Annotated in this window: 15 protein-coding genes; 3 read left to right on the top strand and 12 right to left on the bottom strand. The window is 71.8% G+C overall.

Going from position 1 to position 15,355, the window contains the following annotated elements:
• Window positions 1-5: 5 nt before the first annotated feature.
• The 3 genes from AS594_RS13360 to afsQ1 are packed head-to-tail and all read right to left on the bottom strand — an operon-like array spanning window position 6 to window position 2,826.
• On the bottom strand, window positions 6-614 hold the full coding sequence (locus AS594_RS13360; protein ID WP_069927255.1) for a hypothetical protein: 609 nt from the start codon (window positions 612-614) through the stop codon (window positions 6-8).
• A complete protein-coding gene (locus AS594_RS13355) occupies window positions 611-2,152 on the bottom strand; it encodes a sensor histidine kinase (protein ID WP_069927254.1) in 1,542 nt (513 codons plus the stop codon). Before AS594_RS13355 ends, AS594_RS13360 begins: the two co-directional genes overlap by 4 nt.
• The gene (gene afsQ1, locus AS594_RS13350) at window positions 2,149-2,826 is read right to left on the bottom strand and encodes a two-component system response regulator AfsQ1 (protein WP_176733210.1); all 678 of its coding nucleotides are present in this window, start codon (window positions 2,824-2,826) and stop codon (window positions 2,149-2,151) included. The genes AS594_RS13355 and afsQ1 overlap by 4 nt, the downstream gene beginning before the upstream one ends.
• A 159-nt stretch (window positions 2,827-2,985) precedes the next feature.
• On the opposite strand from afsQ1, the gene AS594_RS13345 reads away from it, so the two are divergent.
• On the top strand, window positions 2,986-3,747 hold the full coding sequence (locus AS594_RS13345; protein ID WP_069932922.1) for a SigE family RNA polymerase sigma factor: 762 nt from the start codon (window positions 2,986-2,988) through the stop codon (window positions 3,745-3,747).
• Window positions 3,748-4,026: 279 nt separating this feature from the next.
• Here AS594_RS13345 and AS594_RS13340 read toward each other — a convergent pair whose 3' ends face one another.
• Both AS594_RS13340 and AS594_RS13335 read right to left on the bottom strand, forming a co-directional pair.
• Window positions 4,027-4,614 (bottom strand): DUF1062 domain-containing protein, encoded by a 588-nt coding sequence (locus tag AS594_RS13340; protein WP_069932923.1) that lies wholly within the window; start codon window positions 4,612-4,614, stop codon window positions 4,027-4,029.
• A gap of 379 nt (window positions 4,615-4,993) precedes the next feature.
• Entirely contained in the window at window positions 4,994-5,689 is a 696-nt protein-coding gene (locus AS594_RS13335) for a uridine kinase family protein (RefSeq protein ID WP_069927251.1), read from the bottom strand.
• Window positions 5,690-5,743: 54 nt separating this feature from the next.
• Here AS594_RS13335 and AS594_RS13330 point away from each other — a divergent pair, with 54 nt between their 5' ends.
• The gene (locus AS594_RS13330; RefSeq protein WP_069927250.1) at window positions 5,744-6,160 is read left to right on the top strand and encodes a hypothetical protein; all 417 of its coding nucleotides are present in this window, start codon (window positions 5,744-5,746) and stop codon (window positions 6,158-6,160) included.
• A gap of 96 nt (window positions 6,161-6,256) precedes the next feature.
• Here the strand turns inward: AS594_RS13330 and AS594_RS13325 are convergent, their stop codons facing one another.
• The 3 genes from AS594_RS13325 to deoC are packed head-to-tail and all read right to left on the bottom strand — an operon-like array spanning window position 6,257 to window position 9,538.
• Window positions 6,257-7,147: an aldehyde dehydrogenase family protein gene (locus AS594_RS13325; RefSeq protein ID WP_069927249.1), complete on the bottom strand. Its 891-nt coding sequence runs from the start codon at window positions 7,145-7,147 to the stop codon at window positions 6,257-6,259.
• Window positions 7,140-8,576 carry an aldehyde dehydrogenase family protein gene (locus tag AS594_RS13320; protein ID WP_069927248.1) on the bottom strand — a complete coding sequence of 479 codons (1,437 nt, stop codon included), beginning with the start codon at window positions 8,574-8,576 and terminating at the stop codon, window positions 7,140-7,142. The genes AS594_RS13325 and AS594_RS13320 overlap by 8 nt, the downstream gene beginning before the upstream one ends.
• Window positions 8,577-8,581: 5 nt before the next feature.
• Window positions 8,582-9,538 (bottom strand): deoxyribose-phosphate aldolase, encoded by a 957-nt coding sequence (gene deoC, locus AS594_RS13315; protein ID WP_069930493.1) that lies wholly within the window; start codon window positions 9,536-9,538, stop codon window positions 8,582-8,584.
• Window positions 9,539-9,627: 89 nt separating this feature from the next.
• On the opposite strand from deoC, the gene AS594_RS13310 reads away from it, so the two are divergent.
• Window positions 9,628-10,281 (top strand): PH domain-containing protein, encoded by a 654-nt coding sequence (locus tag AS594_RS13310; RefSeq protein ID WP_069927247.1) that lies wholly within the window; start codon window positions 9,628-9,630, stop codon window positions 10,279-10,281.
• Window positions 10,282-10,619: 338 nt separating this feature from the next.
• Here the strand turns inward: AS594_RS13310 and AS594_RS13305 are convergent, their stop codons facing one another.
• The 4 genes from AS594_RS13305 to AS594_RS13290 form a co-directional block, all read right to left on the bottom strand.
• The gene (locus AS594_RS13305) at window positions 10,620-11,828 is read right to left on the bottom strand and encodes a glycosyltransferase family 39 protein (RefSeq protein ID WP_167368017.1); all 1,209 of its coding nucleotides are present in this window, start codon (window positions 11,826-11,828) and stop codon (window positions 10,620-10,622) included.
• A gap of 152 nt (window positions 11,829-11,980) precedes the next feature.
• Window positions 11,981-13,633: a phospho-sugar mutase gene (locus AS594_RS13300; protein ID WP_069930492.1), complete on the bottom strand. Its 1,653-nt coding sequence runs from the start codon at window positions 13,631-13,633 to the stop codon at window positions 11,981-11,983.
• A 229-nt stretch (window positions 13,634-13,862) separates the two neighbouring features.
• A complete protein-coding gene (locus tag AS594_RS13295; protein WP_069927245.1) occupies window positions 13,863-14,693 on the bottom strand; it encodes a purine-nucleoside phosphorylase in 831 nt (276 codons plus the stop codon).
• Window positions 14,694-14,795: 102 nt separating this feature from the next.
• A complete protein-coding gene (locus AS594_RS13290) occupies window positions 14,796-15,233 on the bottom strand; it encodes a gamma-glutamylcyclotransferase family protein (protein ID WP_069930491.1) in 438 nt (145 codons plus the stop codon).
• Window positions 15,234-15,355: the final 122 nt, after the last annotated feature.

Raw genomic sequence — 15,355 nt, 5'->3', positions numbered from 1 at the left:
ACCGGTCAGCGGCCTGAAGGACGGATCTCGCCCAGCGTCGGCAGCACCGACTCGGGCCGGGCCTTGAGCGCGGCCGTGCACTGGTACTCGCGTACCGGATCGTCGGACGGCCCGCCGAGCACCACGGACCGGTCGGGTCCGGCCGCCGCGCTGTCCGCGTACGTGCAGACGATCTGCGCCAGAGCGTGCGTGGGCAGGTCCTCCGGCTGGCTGCTCAGCCGCAGCGCGTCCCGGGGATCGCCCTCGCGCGCCCCGGAAACGGCCAGCGTCTCCCGTACATCCGTGGTGAAACCCGCCTGCTTCTCCTCGTTCGCGGGCTCCTTCTTCAGCTCCGCCAGGAGCGTCTGGGCGACCCGCACACGGTCGGACAGCTTCTCCTCGGGGACCCGTACCGTGCGGTCCACCGACACCAGCTGCGCGCCGCAGACCAGGTACACCTGGAGCGGTACGCCGGCCGCAGCCTCGGCGGGCGAGTCCTGCGCCGACAGCTCGCACGGCACGCGGGACGGCGCGGCGCCCGCGTCGACCGGCACCGAAGTCGTCCGGATACCGCATCCGCCGAGCGCGGCGCAGAGCGCTGCGAGGGCCGCGAGACGGGTCAGTCCGCTCTTCACCGGCCGTCGCCCTCCTGTCCGTCCCGCACGCCGTCGTCCCCTTCGTCGTTCCCGTCCGCGGCCCGTGACACGTCGAGCGGCAGCCGCAGGACGAAGACCGCGCCGCCCTCCGGCGAGTTGGACGCGGTGATGTCCCCGCCGTGAATGTGCGCGTTCTCCATGGCGATGGACAGGCCGAGCCCGCTGCCCTCGGAGCGCGGCCGCGACGCGCTGGCCTTGTAGAACCGGTCGAAGACATGCGGCAGCACGTCCTCGGGGATGCCGGGGCCGTGGTCCCGTACCTCGATGAGCAGTTCGTGGTCGACGGGCCGCACCGACACCCGCACCGGGGAGCCGCCGTGCTTGAGCGCGTTGCCGATCAGGTTCGCGAGGATCACGTCGAGCCGGCGGGGGTCGAGGCGGGCCACGATGCCGCGCTCGGCGTCGAGGTCCACCGCGTCGAGCCACGCGCGGGCGTCGATGCAGGCGGTCACCTGGTCGGCCACGTCGACGTCGTCGAGGACGAGACGGGCCGTACCCGCGTCGAAGCGGGTCACCTCCATCAGGTTCTCCACCAGGTCGTTCAGCCGTCTCGTCTCGCTCACCACCAGGTGCACGGCGGGCGCGATCATCGGGTCGAGGTTGTCCGCCTCGTCCTCCAGGACCTCCGCCACAGCCGTGATCGCGGTCAGCGGGGTCCGCAGCTCGTGCGACATGTCGGCGACGAAGCGGCGGCTCGACTCCTCCCGCGCGCTCATGTCCGCGACCTTCTTCTCCAGCGACTCGGCGGCCTTGTTGAACGTACGCGACAGCTCGGCCAGTTCGTCCGTGCCCGACACCCGCAGCCGGGTGTCGAGCTTGCCCTCACCGAGCCGCCGCGCCGCGTCGCCGAGCCGTTGCACGGGCTTGAGTACGGTCGTCGCGGCCGCCTGCGCGAGCAGTGCGGAGCCCAGCAGGGCGAGAGCGGTGGCGATCGCGAGGGACCACGCCAGCGAGTTGAGGTCGTCGCGCTCCTGCTCCAGGGAGGTGACCATGTAGCCGGTGGGCCCGCCGCCGATCACCTTCGTGCCCGCGACCAGGGACGGCTTGCCCCTGGGACTGATCCGCACCCAGTAGAGGTGGTACGGGAACTCGTTGGCCTCCGTGACCTTCTGCCGCCGGTTCACCGCGTCCTGAAGCTCCCGCGGTACGTCCTCCAGCGTCAGCGCGTCGATGTCGGAGGTCCCCGCGATCGGCTTGCCCGGCTCCCGCTCGTCCACCAGCAGCACGTTGTAGCCGGGGCTGCCGCCGGCCGCCATCTGCGTCGCCGCGGCCTGGAGTTCCGCCTGCGTCGGCCGCAGCGGCAGCGTGGCCGCGCGGTTCTGCATCTCCTGCCGGAAGCTGTTCAGCGCCGCGTCCTGCGTACGGGTCAGCACCGCCTCGCGGTTGAGCCAGTACGCGATGCCCGACGCGGAGACGGCGGCCGTCAGCGCCACCAGGGCGAAAACGACGACGAGCCGCAGCCGCAGACTGGTCCACCGGGGCCCCGCCTGCGAGGACTTGACCTGGGCAGGGCTCACGAAGGCGAGTCCAGCCGGTAGCCGACGCCACGGACCGTACGGATGAGGGTCGGCGACGACGGTACGTCCTCGACCTTGGCCCGCAGCCGCTGTACACACGCGTCGACCAGCCGCGAGTCGCCGAGGTAGTCGTGCTCCCACACCAGCCGCAGCAACTGCTGCCGCGACAGCGCCTGTCCGGGGCGGCGGCTCAGCTCCAGGAGCAGCCGCAGCTCGGTCGGTGTGAGCTGGAGATCCTCACCGTTCTTGGTCACCGTCATGGCGGACCGGTCGATGGTCACGTTGCCGAAGACGGCGGCGTCGTTGGCCTCCCGCTCGCCCCGCCGCAGCACCGCGCGGATACGGGCGTCGAGGACCCGCCCCTGCACCGGTTTGACCACGTAGTCGTCGGCGCCCGACTCCAGGCCGACCACCACGTCGATGTCGTCGCTGCGCGCGGTCAGCAGGATGATCGGCAGCTGGTCGGTGCGCCTGATGCGCCGGCACACCTCGAATCCGTCGATGCCGGGCAGCATCACGTCCAGCACGATCAGATCGGGCCGCTGCTCGCGCAGCAGCTTCAGGCCGTCCTCTCCCGTCGCCGCGGTGGCCACACGGTGGCCCTGGCGTGACAGCGAGAGTTCGAGGGCCGTGCGGATGGCGTCGTCGTCCTCGATCAGCAACAGGAAAGGCACAGAGGTCATTCTGGCCCATGGGGGAGGGCTGGTTCGACCGTTGGAACGCCCCCGTCCCTGTGACAGGTCTGTGACAGTCGGCGGACACCCCGATGAAACTGGCCCGGCAAGCTCTTGGTCACACGGACAGCAACGGACTCCACCGACGGGGGGCGCGAGATGAACGCACTGCACAGCACCACCTCCAGCGCAGTTGTCACGCGTCTCCACGACGTCACGCGGAGCACCGAGAAGTCCGGTGCCGTGAGCCAGCGGGGGTGCGCTCGCGGCATCGGGCGTCAGCGCACGCAGCCGTTGCACGTGGCCGCGCTGCCGGACGCTTCTGTGGGGGGCAACGGGGGACACGGGGGGAACGGGGGAGCGGCGTACCGGGAGGCGACGGGGGAAGGCACTTCGGTGTCGGAGGTGGAGTTCACCACCTACGTCAAGGAGCGCCGCGCCTCCCTGTACGCGACCGCCTACCACCTGACCGGCGACCGGTACGAGGCCGAGGACCTGCTCCAGAGCGCCCTCTTCTCGACGTACCGCGCCTGGGACAGGATCAGCGACAAGGCGGCGGTCGGCGGCTATCTGCGCCGCACGATGACGAACCTGCACATCAGCGCCTGGCGCAGGCGCAAGCTGAACGAGTACCCGACCGAGGAACTGCCGGAGACGGCGACCGACACGGACGCGATGCGCGGTACCGAACTGCGCGCCGTGCTGTGGCAGGCGCTCGCCCGGCTGCCCGAACTCCAGCGCACGATGCTGGTCCTGCGGTACTACGAGGGCCGCACCGACCCGGAGATCGCGGACATCCTCGACATCAGTGTCGGCACGGTCAAGAGCAGCATCTGGCGTTCACTGCGCCGGCTGCGCGAGGACGAGGTCCTCAGCTTCGGCCGTGACGAGGAAGAGTCCTTCGGCGAGCTGGTGGCCTGAGGGGACGGGGGCCGCCGTTTCGGGGGAGACGGCGGAAGCACGGGGGAAGCGCGGCGGGGCCGGACAGGCGGGGGAGCCTGTACGACCCCGCCGCGTTGTGCTGTGCGGGGACGATCGACGTGTTGTCGAACCCCGGGCCGTGGCCACGGGGTTCGACAGGCGGGCCTGCGGCTTCCACGGAGCAGTCACCGTCGCAGCGCCGCTCCTCCTGTCGCTCCGACCGTGATCCCGCGGGCAGGTCCCGGCCCGTCGGGGCCGGCTTCCGGTCCCGAGGAGGGCTCAGTGCTTGAGCGTGAAGGTGAAGTCGCCGGAGAGCCTGCCGCTTAGCCGGACCGCCGAAACGATCCTCCCCTCCGTGATCAGTCTCTCGGCCCCGGCCCGCGAGAGACCGCAACCTTTGGCGATCAGCCGCACCGGCCGGACAGGGACCCGCGCCGCGAAGCGGACCGAGACGTCGGTCTTCCCCGAACTCCCTGCTTCGCCCGGGCAGGGGAGACCCCGTCCGCGGTCCAGGTGATCCGATCCGCCGGTGTCCAGGCGCCAGGCGTTGTCCCAGTCGAGGGCGATGCGACTACGCCGCCGCACGACCGGATCCTGGAGCAGCTCGGCTGCCAGGCCAGGGTCGTTGCCATGCAGCCGGTCGAGCAGCTCAGGTCGTACGGAACGCACGTTCATCCGCTCCAGGACCGTGACCTTCGCGGTTTCCCCGCACGTGGCGCAGAGCGCGAGGAGCCAGGCGTCGATGAGCTTGTGGTGGGCGTTGACGCGGAATTTGCCGCTCGTCCGGAAGCGCCGGGACGGGCACGCGTGGCAACGGCGGAGAACGGTCGGCAGGCAGGTGGGCACGACCACCCAGTTTTCGAGCACAGAAGTACACCGGTTTCAGTGAGAAGTCCGCAGCAAAAAGAAGCGCGGCGCAGACAGCGCGACGCGCGACAAATCAGCGCTCGGGAGGTCTCACAGGGTGTACAACGGCACGTCCTTGCCCAGACGACTTGGTCGGCAGCACGGTAACGGCGCACAGCGGAGCTGCTCCACTGGTTTTCGGGCGCCTCACGGCCGGTTCTGCCCGGCGGATCACGGACGAAGCCGAAGCCGGAGCCGGATCGGTGCAGGAGTCGAAGCAGGAGCAGGAGCAGGAGCAGGAGTCGAAGCCGGAGCGGGGCCGGGCGTCGGTCGGATCTCCCCGTCCCGCGACGGCGTAACGACCCGGCCCCGACCGGTCACATGGCCCGCCGGGACAGGCTCAGCGCGTCGCCGGGGTGCGGTGGCGGCCCGCCGCCGCGGCAGCCAGCCTGCCCAGTGCCTCGTCCTTCGCGCACGGGTACGCGCCCAGAGCCGTCTGGCGCCCCACGATCGCCCGCTCGGCCCGCATCAGCCGCCATCCCCTGCGCAGCAGGAACGGCACCGACTTGCGTCCCTCCCGCAGATCCCGCAGCAGTCGCCGGCGGAACGTCGTCGACGGGCGGCCCCGCAGGCAGAGCGCGTCGGCGAGCACACCCAGTTCCTGGCAGCGCGCCACGATGTCCGCCGCGAAGATCCCCTCCGCCACGAACAGCGGCGTGCGGTCGATGTCGACGGCTTCCCTGTCCACGATCGAGCTGGTGGCGATGGAGTACACCGGGACCGTCGTACGGCCCGTACGGCACAGCTCCTCGATCGCCGCGACCGCGGCGTCGGCGTCCCACGACAGCGGGGAGTCCCAGTCGATGTCCGTGCTCCCCTCGACCTGCGGGAGCGTGGGATCGTCGCCCTCTTTGTAGAAGTCGTCGAGGCGCAGCACGGGCAGGCCCGTACGGGCGGCGAGCGACGACTTTCCGGAGCCGGAGGGCCCCGTCAGCAGGACGACGCGTGTCGGTATGGGGGATGAACTCACGGGGAACCATTGTGCGGCATTGACCCGGTCGGGGGACTCCACCGGGAAGAGGTTGGTATCGAGCATCACATGTCAACTACGCTGCGTGGGCTCATGATTACTCACTCAGGCGGGAATCCCATGGCACGTCACGCAGGTCCCAGGTCCCAGCGGAACGCTCTTCTGCGCGCAGGTCTGGCCGTCACCGCCGCCGGTGCGGCCCTTGCCGCCGGCGGCGGTGCGGCGCAGGCCGCGCCGCCGGTGCCGAAGGAGGCCGGGATCGACGTACCGCTGGAGAACTTCGATCCGGCGGCCACGGGCCGGGCCCTGACCGGCGGTCTCACGGCCGCGACCGCCAGCGGCGTCGGGCCGGTCAAGGACTTCCACCTGAACCCGCTGGCCGGGACCGGTGTGGACCCCCTGGACAACGGACTGGGCACCCAGGTCGCCGACTTCCAGCCCCTCAGCACCGCCATGGTCACCGCCCCGCTCACCGAGGGGAACGCGCTGCGGGAACTGCCGCTGGTGGGTCCGGCGACGGGTCTGCTTCCGGGCTGACCGTCGTGTCGCCGCACCGCACGGGAGTGGCGGAAAGCGGATGGGCCCCGTACCGGCGAGCGGTACGGGGCCCATCCGCATGGGGGCGTCGTCGCGTCAGTACGCCGAGCCGGAGGCGCCCAGCGTGCCCGTCGGGTGCCAGACCGTCTTCATCTCCAGGAAGGCCGTCAGGCGGTGCGTGCCCGGGTCGGCCGACCAGTCCCCGTCCACAGGCTGTGGACGCAGGACGCGCTTGAGGTTGTCGGCGGCGGCGATCTCCAGATCGCGCGCCAGGTCCGCGTCCGCGCCCGAGAGGTCGATCGCGTTGACGTCCTGGTGCGCGGCGAGCGGAAGCGCGATCTCGCGCGTACGCCCGGACAGGACGTTGACCACACCGCCCGGCAGGTCGGACGTGGCCAGCACCTCGCCGAGGGCGAGCGCGGGCAGCGGGGACCTCTCCGAGGCGACGACGACGGCCGTGTTGCCCGTCGCGATCACCGGGGCGATCACCGACACCAGGCCCAGGAAGGACGACTCCTGGGGGGCGACGACCGTGACGACGCCCGTGGGCTCCGGAGTGGAGAGGTTGAAGAACGGGCCCGCTACCGGGTTCGCGCCGCCCACGATCTGGGCGATCTTGTCGGTCCAGCCCGCGTACCAGACCCAGCGGTCCACGGCCGCCTCGACGACCTCGGCTGCCTTGGACTTGGACAGGCCCTCCGCGTGCGCCACCTCGTGGACGAACTGGCTCTTGCGGCCTTCCAGCATCTCGGCGACGCGGTAGAGGACCTGGCCCCGGTTGTACGCCGTCGCACCCGACCACGCGCCGAACGCCTTGCGGGCGGCGACCACCGCGTCACGGGCGTCCTTGCGGGACGAGAGGGGGGCGTTGGCCAGCCACTTGTCCTTCGAGTCCGTCACTTCGTACACCCGGCCGCTCTCGGAGCGGGGGAACTTGCCCCCGACGTACAGCTTGTAGGTCTTGAGGACAGTCAAGCGGTCAGACATCGAGGTACGCCTCCAGGCCGTGACGGCCGCCTTCGCGGCCGAAGCCCGACTCCTTGTAGCCGCCGAAGGGCGAGGTCGGGTCGAACTTGTTGAACGTGTTGGCCCAGACGACGCCCGCGCGCAGCTTGTTGGCGACCGCGAGGATGCGCGAGCCCTTCTCCGTCCAGATGCCGGCGGAGAGGCCGTACTGCGTGTTGTTCGCCTTGGCGACCGCCTCGTCGGGGGTGCGGAAGGAGAGCACGGAGAGGACCGGTCCGAAGATCTCGTCGCGGGCGACGGTGTGCGCCTGCGTGACGCCGGTGAAGAGCGTCGGCGCGAACCAGTACCCGGAGGAGGGCAGGTCGCACGGCGCGGACCAGCGCTCGGCGCCCTCCGCCTCGCCCGTCTCGGCGAGCGCGGTGATACGGGCGAGCTGCTCGGCGGAGTTGATCGCGCCGATGTCGGTGTTCTTGTCCAGCGGGTCGCCCAGGCGCAGCGTGGAGAGCCGGCGCTTGAGGGAGTCGAGCAGCTCGTCCTGGATCGACTCCTGGACCAGCAGGCGGGAGCCCGCGCAGCAGACCTGGCCCTGGTTGAAGAAGATGCCGGTGACGATGCCCTCGACGGCCTGGTCGATGGGGGCGTCGTCGAAGACGATGTTGGCGCCCTTGCCGCCGAGTTCGAGGGTCACCTTCTTGTCGGTGCCCGCGATCTGGCGGGCGATCGCCTTGCCGACCGCCGTGGAGCCGGTGAAGGCGACCTTGTTGACGTCCGGGTGCTCGACGAGCGCGGCGCCGGCGTCCCCGTAACCGGGCAGGATGTTGACGACGCCCTTGGGCAGGCCCGCCTGGCGGCAGATGTCCGCGAAGAACAGCGCGGAGAGCGGCGTCGTCTCGGCCGGCTTCAGGACGACCGTGTTGCCCGTCGCGAGCGCCGGGGCGATCTTCCACGCCAGCATCAGGAGCGGGAAGTTCCACGGGATGACCTGGCCCGCGACGCCCAGGGGGCGCGGGTTGGCGCCGTACCCGGCGTGGTCGAGCTTGTCGGCCCAGCCCGCGTAGTAGAAGAAGTGCGCGGCGACCAGGGGGAGGTCCGCGTCGCGGGTCTCCTTGATCGGCTTGCCGTTGTCCAGGGTCTCCAGGACGGCCAGCTCGCGCGAGCGCTCCTGGATGATCCGCGCGATGCGGAAGAGGTACTTGGCGCGCTCGGCGCCCGGCAGCGCGGACCACTTCTCGAACGCCTTGCGGGCCGCCTTCACGGCGCGGTCGACGTCCTCGGCGCCCGCGCGGGCGACCTCGGAGAGCACTTCCTCGGTGGACGGCGACACGGTCTTGAAGACCTTGCCGTCGGCCGCGTCGGTGAACTCGCCGTCGATGAACAGGCCGTAGGACGGCGCGATGTCGACGACCGAGCGGGACTCGGGAGCGGGTGCGTACTCGAATGCGGATGCCATGGTGATCAGTCCACCGTCACGTAGTCGGGACCGGAGTAACGGCCGGTGCTCAGCTTCTGCCGCTGCATCAGCAGGTCGTTCAGCAGCGAGGAGGCGCCGAAGCGGAACCATTCGTTCGTGAGCCAGTCCTCGCCGACCGTCTCGTTGACCAGCACCAGGAACTTGATCGCGTCCTTGGTGGTGCGGATGCCGCCGGCCGGCTTCACGCCGATCTGGATTCCAGTCTGCGCCTTGAAGTCGCGTACGGCCTCGAGCATGAGCAGGGTGTTCGGCGGGGTGGCGTTGACGCCGACCTTGCCGGTGGACGTCTTGATGAAGTCGGCGCCCGCCAGCATCCCGATCCAGGACGCGCGGCGGATGTTGTCGTACGTCGACAGCTCGCCGGTCTCGAAGATGACCTTGAGGCGGGCCTTGTCGCCGCACTCGGCCTTCACGGCCACGATCTCCTCGTAGACCTTCAGGTAGTGACCGGAGAGGAAGGCTCCCCGGTCGATCACCATGTCGATCTCGTCGGCTCCGGCCTCGACCGCGTCCCGTACGTCGGCGAGCTTGACGGGGAGCGCGGCGCGGCCGGCCGGGAAGGCGGTGGCCACGGAGGCGACCTTGATACCCGTGCCGCTCAGGGCTTCCTTGGCGGTGGCCGCCATGTCCGGGTAGACGCAGATCGCCGCGACGCGCGGCGTCGTGCGGTCGGTCGGGTCGGGATTGGCGCCCTTGGCGCAGAGCGCCCGGACCTTGCCCGGGGTGTCCGCGCCTTCGAGCGTGGTCAGGTCGATCATGGAGATGGCCAGGTCAATGGCGTACGCCTTGGACGTGGTCTTGATCGAACGGGTACCGAGGGACGCGGCGCGCGCTTCGAGGCCGACGGTGTCTACGCCGGGGAGCCCGTGCAGGAAGCGGCGCAGCGCGGCGTCGGACGCGGTCACGTCGGCGAACGCGGATGCGGGTGCAGTGGTGGGCATGGTCACCACTGCAGCATATCTACGCGCGTAGCGACCTGTACACCCCCGGGCCCGGCCGGACCGGTGTGACGTGAGGCAGAATCGGCCGCATGACTAGCAGCCCCCGCACGCCGAACAACCCCGGCGGGCCCGCCGAGCCTCCGTACGCCGACCGGGTCTACCGGTCGACCGCCGCTCTGATCAGCGGAGTTCTGGTGCTTCTGCTGGCGGCCTGGATCGGCGGCGACGCGCTGGTGCGCGGAGAAGGGCGTACGCCGTGGGCCGCGGTGGCGGGGCTGCTGTTCGCCGTACCGCTGGTGGTCGCCTTCACGCTGCGGCCCGCCGTCTTCGCCAACGACGACCGGCTGCGGATCCGCAACCCCTTCCGTACGATCACGCTGCCCTGGGGGGCGGTCGAGGGCGTACGGGCCGGTTACTCCAGCGAGGTGTTCGCGGGCGGCACGAAGTACCAGCTCTGGGCGGTCCCCGTCTCGCTGCGCCAGCGCAAGCGCGTCGCCCGCCAGCAGGCCAGGCGGGCTACGGACGACCCGTACGGCCGGACGTCCGCGACCGCCGACGTCACCGACGCGCGGTCCCGGCGGGCGCCGGCCGACCAGACCGTCGACGACCTGCGGGAGCAGGCCGAGCGGTGCGCGTCGCGGCCGACCGCGCAGGGGGAGCCGGTCGTCCGCTGGGCGTACGGGATCATCGCGCCGTGCGTGGTGGGGGCGATCGCGCTCGCCGTGCTTTTCGCCACGGCGTAAGGGGGCGCGGCGGGTTCGGCGGGGGCGTTTTTCGCGGGGGCGTGGGGGTCGGTGCCGTGCCGGGGCGTCTCCTCGGGCGTCGAACGTGCGGACAGCGCTACGTTGCCTGCGGGGTGGTTGCGTTCGACGCCCTGCGGGGAGCGCCCCGGCACGTCCCCTCCCGGCACCGTGGAGTGCGATGCCGGGGTGGAGCGCCCCGGAACGTTCCCTGCCGGCACCGTGGAGTGCGATGCCGGGGTGGAGCGCCCCGGAACGTTCCCTGCCGGCACGTGGAGTGCGATGCCGGGGGTGGAGCGCCTCGGCATGTCGGCAGTGGAGTGCGATGGCGGGGTGTGTGGTTACGGTGGGCCCGGCCAGACCAGTTGCATGTACGCCCCGAACCAGAGGGACGAGAGCGCCGTCGCGGCCAGCACCATCACCGCGGTGAGCCGCCGCGCCCGCGCCACCGCCAGCGCCACCGGCAGCAGCAGCGGGAAGGCGGGGAGCAGGAAACGGGCGCGCGGGAAGTAGACGCCGCCGCTGCCGAGGACGACCAGCAGCATGACGCCGGTGAACACGAGCAGGGGCAGCGGCTGCCGTTCGGCGGCGCAGAGCGCGAACATGGCGACGGAGAAGAACAGCACCAGTGTCACCACCACCAGGTACAGGTGCGGTCTCGACTGGTAGAGGAGCAAGCGGCGCACCTCGCGCAGCGTGTCGGCGCCGCCGTCCCAGTCGTTGAGCCACAGCTTCTGTACGGCGAGGTAGCCGTCCCAGCGGCCGAGCCGTACGCCCACCCAGGCGACGTAACCGGTCCACCCCAGCGGCGCGATCAGCCCGGCCGCGAGCACGGCGGCGCGCGGTCCCCCTCCGCTCCGCCGCGCCTGCCACAACGCCACCACCGCCGTGACCGAGACGGCGGCCGCGACCGCGACGCCGGTGGGGCGGGTCAGGCCGGCGAGGGCGGCGAGGGAGCCCGCCCACAGCCACCGGCCGGTGAGCACGCAATGGAGCGCCCAGGCCGTCAGCGCGGTGAACAGCGACTCCGTGTAGCCCATCCACTGGACGGCTGCGACCGGCGCGCAGCCCCACAGGACGGTCAGCAGAGTGCCGGCGCGGCGCCCGTACAGCCGGTCGCCCACGGCGAAGATCCCCCAGGCGGCGACCAGGGAACAGACGACGGCGAGGAGCACGCCGACGCCGGCCCGCGAGCCCGGGGTGACGGCCGCGACGGCCTTGATCAGTGCCGGGTAGAGCGGGAAGAACGCGAGGTTGTTGCTGTTGCGGGCGGTGCCGAGGGCGGTGTCGTACCCGCTGTCGGCGATCTCCAGGTACCAGCGGGAGTCCCAGGAGGTGGCGAGGGCGGGCCACAGGCCGTGGCCCTTGAGGTGGGCCCAGTGCGCGAGCAGCAGTACCCCGGCGAGGCGTACGGCGACGTACCCCGCCAGGGCCGGGGCGGCCCGCCGCAGGGACGTCAGCGGCCGGTCCCGCGCTCCTCCGCACGGGCGCCTGACGGCTGGGACGGCCGTGCGGGGCCTGGCGGTCACCGGGGGTGCGGTCGGGGGCACTGCGGCGGCTCCTGGGACTCGGCGGGGGATACCGGGTCACCCTTCCTCGCACGGTCGGCGGAGGGCACGGAGCGCTGCATCACCTGCCGTACGCAAACCACTCGTCCGGGCGGTCGGTCCCGGGCAGGGAACCGGCCGCCCGTACGCGGTGATCAGATACCGGCGGCCGCCGACAGGTCGCGCTTGATCGCGGCGAGGATGCCCTCGGCCCGCTCCTTGGCGCCCGCCAGCTCGCTCGGGCCGCCGACCGGTACGACGGCCTCCAGGTAGCACTTGAGCTTCGGCTCGGTGCCGCTCGGCCGGACGATCACGCGGGCCTTCACCTCACCGTCCAGGTAGTACCGCAGACCGTCGGTCGGCGGCAGCTTGTCGGTGCCGCGCGTCAGGTCCTCGGCCGAGGTGACGGTCAGTCCCGCGAGGGAGGCGGGCGGCTGCGCGCGCAGGCGGCTCATGGCGTCGGCGATCACCGTGAGGTCCTGGACGCGGACCGACAGCTGGTCGGTGGCGTGCAGGCCGTGCTCGACGGCAAGGTCGTCGAGCAGGTCGAGGAGCGTACGGTCCTGGGACTTCAGCACGGACGCCAGCTCGGTGACCAGGAGCGCCGCCGTGATGCCGTCCTTGTCGCGTACGCCCTCGGGGTCGACGCAGTAGCCGAGCGCCTCCTCGTAGCCGTAGCGCAGTCCGTCGACGCGGGCGATCCACTTGAAGCCGGTCAGCGTCTCCTCGTACGGCAGACCCGCCGCGGCGGCGATCCGGCCGAGCAGGGACGACGACACGATCGACTCCGCGAAGGTGCCGCTCGCGCCCTTGTGGACCAGGTGCGCCGCGAGCAGCGCGCCGACCTCGTCGCCGCGCAGCATCCGCCACTCGTCGGTGCCGGGCACGGGCACGGCGACGGCGCAGCGGTCCGCGTCCGGGTCGTTCGCGACGATCAGGTCGGGCCGCGCGCGGCGGGCGGTGGCGAAGGCCAGGTCCATGGCCCCCGGCTCCTCCGGGTTGGGGAAGGCGACCGTGGGGAAGTCCGGGTCGGGCTCGGCCTGCTCGGCGACGAGGACCGGCTCGGGGAACCCGGCGCGGGCGAAGGCGGCCGTCAGGACCTCCTTGCCGACGCCGTGCATGGCGGTGTAGACGACGCGGGCGGTGCGCGGGGACCCGGCGGTGAGGACCTCGTCCGTACGGGCGAGGTACGCCTCCAGGACCTCCTCGTTGAGGGTGAACCAGCCCGTCTCGGGGCGCGGCACGTCCGCGAGGGACGCCACGGCGGCGATCTCCGCCGCGATCTCCGCGTCGGCGGGCGGCACGATCTGCGAGCCGTCGCCGAGGTAGACCTTGTAGCCGTTGTCGCGGGGCGGGTTGTGGCTGGCGGTGACCTCGACGCCGGCCACGGCGCTCAGGTGCCTTATGGCGAAGGCCAGGACGGGGGTCGGCAGCGGGCGGGGCAGCAGGGCGGCGCGCAGACCGGCGCCGGTCATCACGGCGGCGGTGTCGCGGGCGAAGTCGGCGCTCTTGTGGCGGGCGTCGTAGCCGATGACGACGAGGCCGTCCGTCTGCCCCTTCGCCTTGAGGTACGCGGCCAGGCCGGCGGCGGCTCGGACGACCACGGCGCGGTTCATCCGCATGGGGCCCGCACCGAGCTCGCCACGGAGGCCCGCGGTGCCGAACTGGAGGGTGCCGGCGAACCGGGCGCCGATCTCGTCCAGAGCCTCGGCGTCGATGAGCTTGGCGAGCTCGTCGCGGGTTTCGCTGTCCGGGTCCTCGGCCAGCCAGGCCCGCGCCCGCGCGATGAGCTCCTGCTCCTGCTGCACGATGTGGTCCACCTCTCGTGTGTGGTGCGTTGCGATTCGCCTGCGGCGAGCTTGTTCCCCCACGCGGCTCTTCCCGAACCGGGGCCGGCGCCGGACCCGGACGTGCCGGATCCGGCGCGGCCGGTCGTGCCGCGTGCGGCTGTCCTCGGCGGACGGGCCGAAGGCAGCCGCACGGACATTTCGCGGGGACCGCAGGGGGCGCGGCCGGGCGGAGGCCGGAGGCCGGGGGTCAGATGCGTTCGAGGACCTGGGCCAGGAGCGCGCCCATGCGGGTCGCCGAGTCGCGGCCGGCCTGGAGGACTTCCTCGTGGTTCAGCGGCTCGCCCGTCAGACCGGCGGCCAGGTTGGTGACCAGCGAGATGCCGAGCACCTCCGCACCCGCCTCGCGCGCCGCGATGGCCTCCAGGACGGTGGACATGCCGACCAGGTCGCCGCCCATGACGCGGACCATGTTGATCTCGGCGGGCGTCTCGTAGTGCGGGCCGGGGAACTGGACGTACACGCCCTCCTCCAGGGTGGCGTCCACCTCCTTGCACAGCGCGCGCAGGCGCGGCGAGTACAGGTCCGTCAGGTCCACGAAGTTCGCCCCGATGATCGGCGAGGTGGCCGTCAGGTTGATGTGGTCGCTGATGAGGACCGGCTGGCCGGGGCGCATGCCCGCACGCAGGCCACCGCAGCCGTTGGTGAGGACGACGGTCTTGCAGCCGGCGGCGACGGCGGTGCGCACGCCGTGCGAGACGGCGGCGACACCACGGCCCTCGTAGTAGTGCGTACGGCCGAGGAAGACCAGCGCGCGCTTGTCGCCGATCTTGTACGAGCGGACGGTGCCGGCGTGTCCGGCGACGGCCGGCGGCGGGAAGCCGGGCAGCTCGGTGACCGGGAACTCGTGCTCGGGCGCGCCCAGCGCCTCGGCGGCGGGCACCCAGCCCGACCCCATCACGAGGGCGACGTCGTGGGTCTCGGCGCCGGTCAGCTCCCGCAGGCGGGCGGCGGCGGCGTCGGCTGTCGCGTGGGGGTCGGCGAAGCCGTCGGTGGGGGCGGGGGTAACAGATGCGTTCACGCCGACGAGGGTAACCGGTGAATCCCTACGCGCGTAGATGTCGCTGCCGACGGTGTTGCGATCGTTGCTTTGTCGGATCGGACGAAGGCCGGCTCACACCCCTCAGCAGGGGCGCTTGCGCAGCTCCATCACGTAGTCGTGCGGGGCGCCCGCGGACTCCGCCGCGTCGGCGAGTTCCCCGAGGTAGCGGGCCGAGGGGAGGCCGCCCTCGTACCCGTTCAGGACGTACAGCCAGGTCGGCTCCTCGCCCTCCAGGGTGTGCACCCGCACGCGCATCCGGCGGTAGATGTCGAGTCCGACACCTTCCCAGCGGTCCATGGAGTCCTCGTCCATGGGAGCGATGTCGTAGAGCGCGACGAAGACCTGTGAACGCGGGGCTTCCACGATGGTGGCGAGCGCGCCGTCCCAGCCCATCGACTCGCCGCCGAAGGTCAGCCGCCAGCCGTTGAGCCAGCCGGTCCCGCGCAGCGGTGAGTGCGGTGCGCGGCGCGTCATCAGCCGCGCGTCGAGGTTGCCGGCGTACGCGGCGTAGAGCGACATGGGTCCGAGGGTACGGGAGGGGGTGGAGGAGCGGGGGCCGTGGAGCGTTGCGGCCGGATGGCGGCCCCGGGGCGGAAGCACCTTGAAGCGTGCGGGACAATGGAGTACGTACTGCATTCCCC

Source organism: Streptomyces agglomeratus, assembly GCF_001746415.1.
Classification (GTDB): Bacteria; Actinomycetota; Actinomycetes; order Streptomycetales; family Streptomycetaceae; genus Streptomyces; species Streptomyces agglomeratus.
This window is presented reverse-complemented; position numbering and strand designations above follow the sequence as displayed.

What these genes read in the sequence shown, in the direction of transcription:
- AS594_RS13345 (WP_069932922.1), top strand. Translation starts at nt 2,986, where the DNA reads ATGAACGCACTGCACAGCACCACCTCCAGCGCAGTTGTCACGCGTCTC.
- AS594_RS13335 (WP_069927251.1), bottom strand. Translation starts at nt 5,689, where the DNA reads ATGCTCGATACCAACCTCTTCCCGGTGGAGTCCCCCGACCGGGTCAAT.
- AS594_RS13330 (WP_069927250.1), top strand. Translation starts at nt 5,744, where the DNA reads ATGGCACGTCACGCAGGTCCCAGGTCCCAGCGGAACGCTCTTCTGCGC.
- AS594_RS13325 (WP_069927249.1), bottom strand. Translation starts at nt 7,147, where the DNA reads ATGTCTGACCGCTTGACTGTCCTCAAGACCTACAAGCTGTACGTCGGG.
- AS594_RS13320 (WP_069927248.1), bottom strand. Translation starts at nt 8,576, where the DNA reads ATGGCATCCGCATTCGAGTACGCACCCGCTCCCGAGTCCCGCTCGGTC.
- deoC (WP_069930493.1), bottom strand. Translation starts at nt 9,538, where the DNA reads ATGCCCACCACTGCACCCGCATCCGCGTTCGCCGACGTGACCGCGTCC.
- AS594_RS13310 (WP_069927247.1), top strand. Translation starts at nt 9,628, where the DNA reads ATGACTAGCAGCCCCCGCACGCCGAACAACCCCGGCGGGCCCGCCGAG.
- AS594_RS13290 (WP_069930491.1), bottom strand. Translation starts at nt 15,233, where the DNA reads ATGTCGCTCTACGCCGCGTACGCCGGCAACCTCGACGCGCGGCTGATG.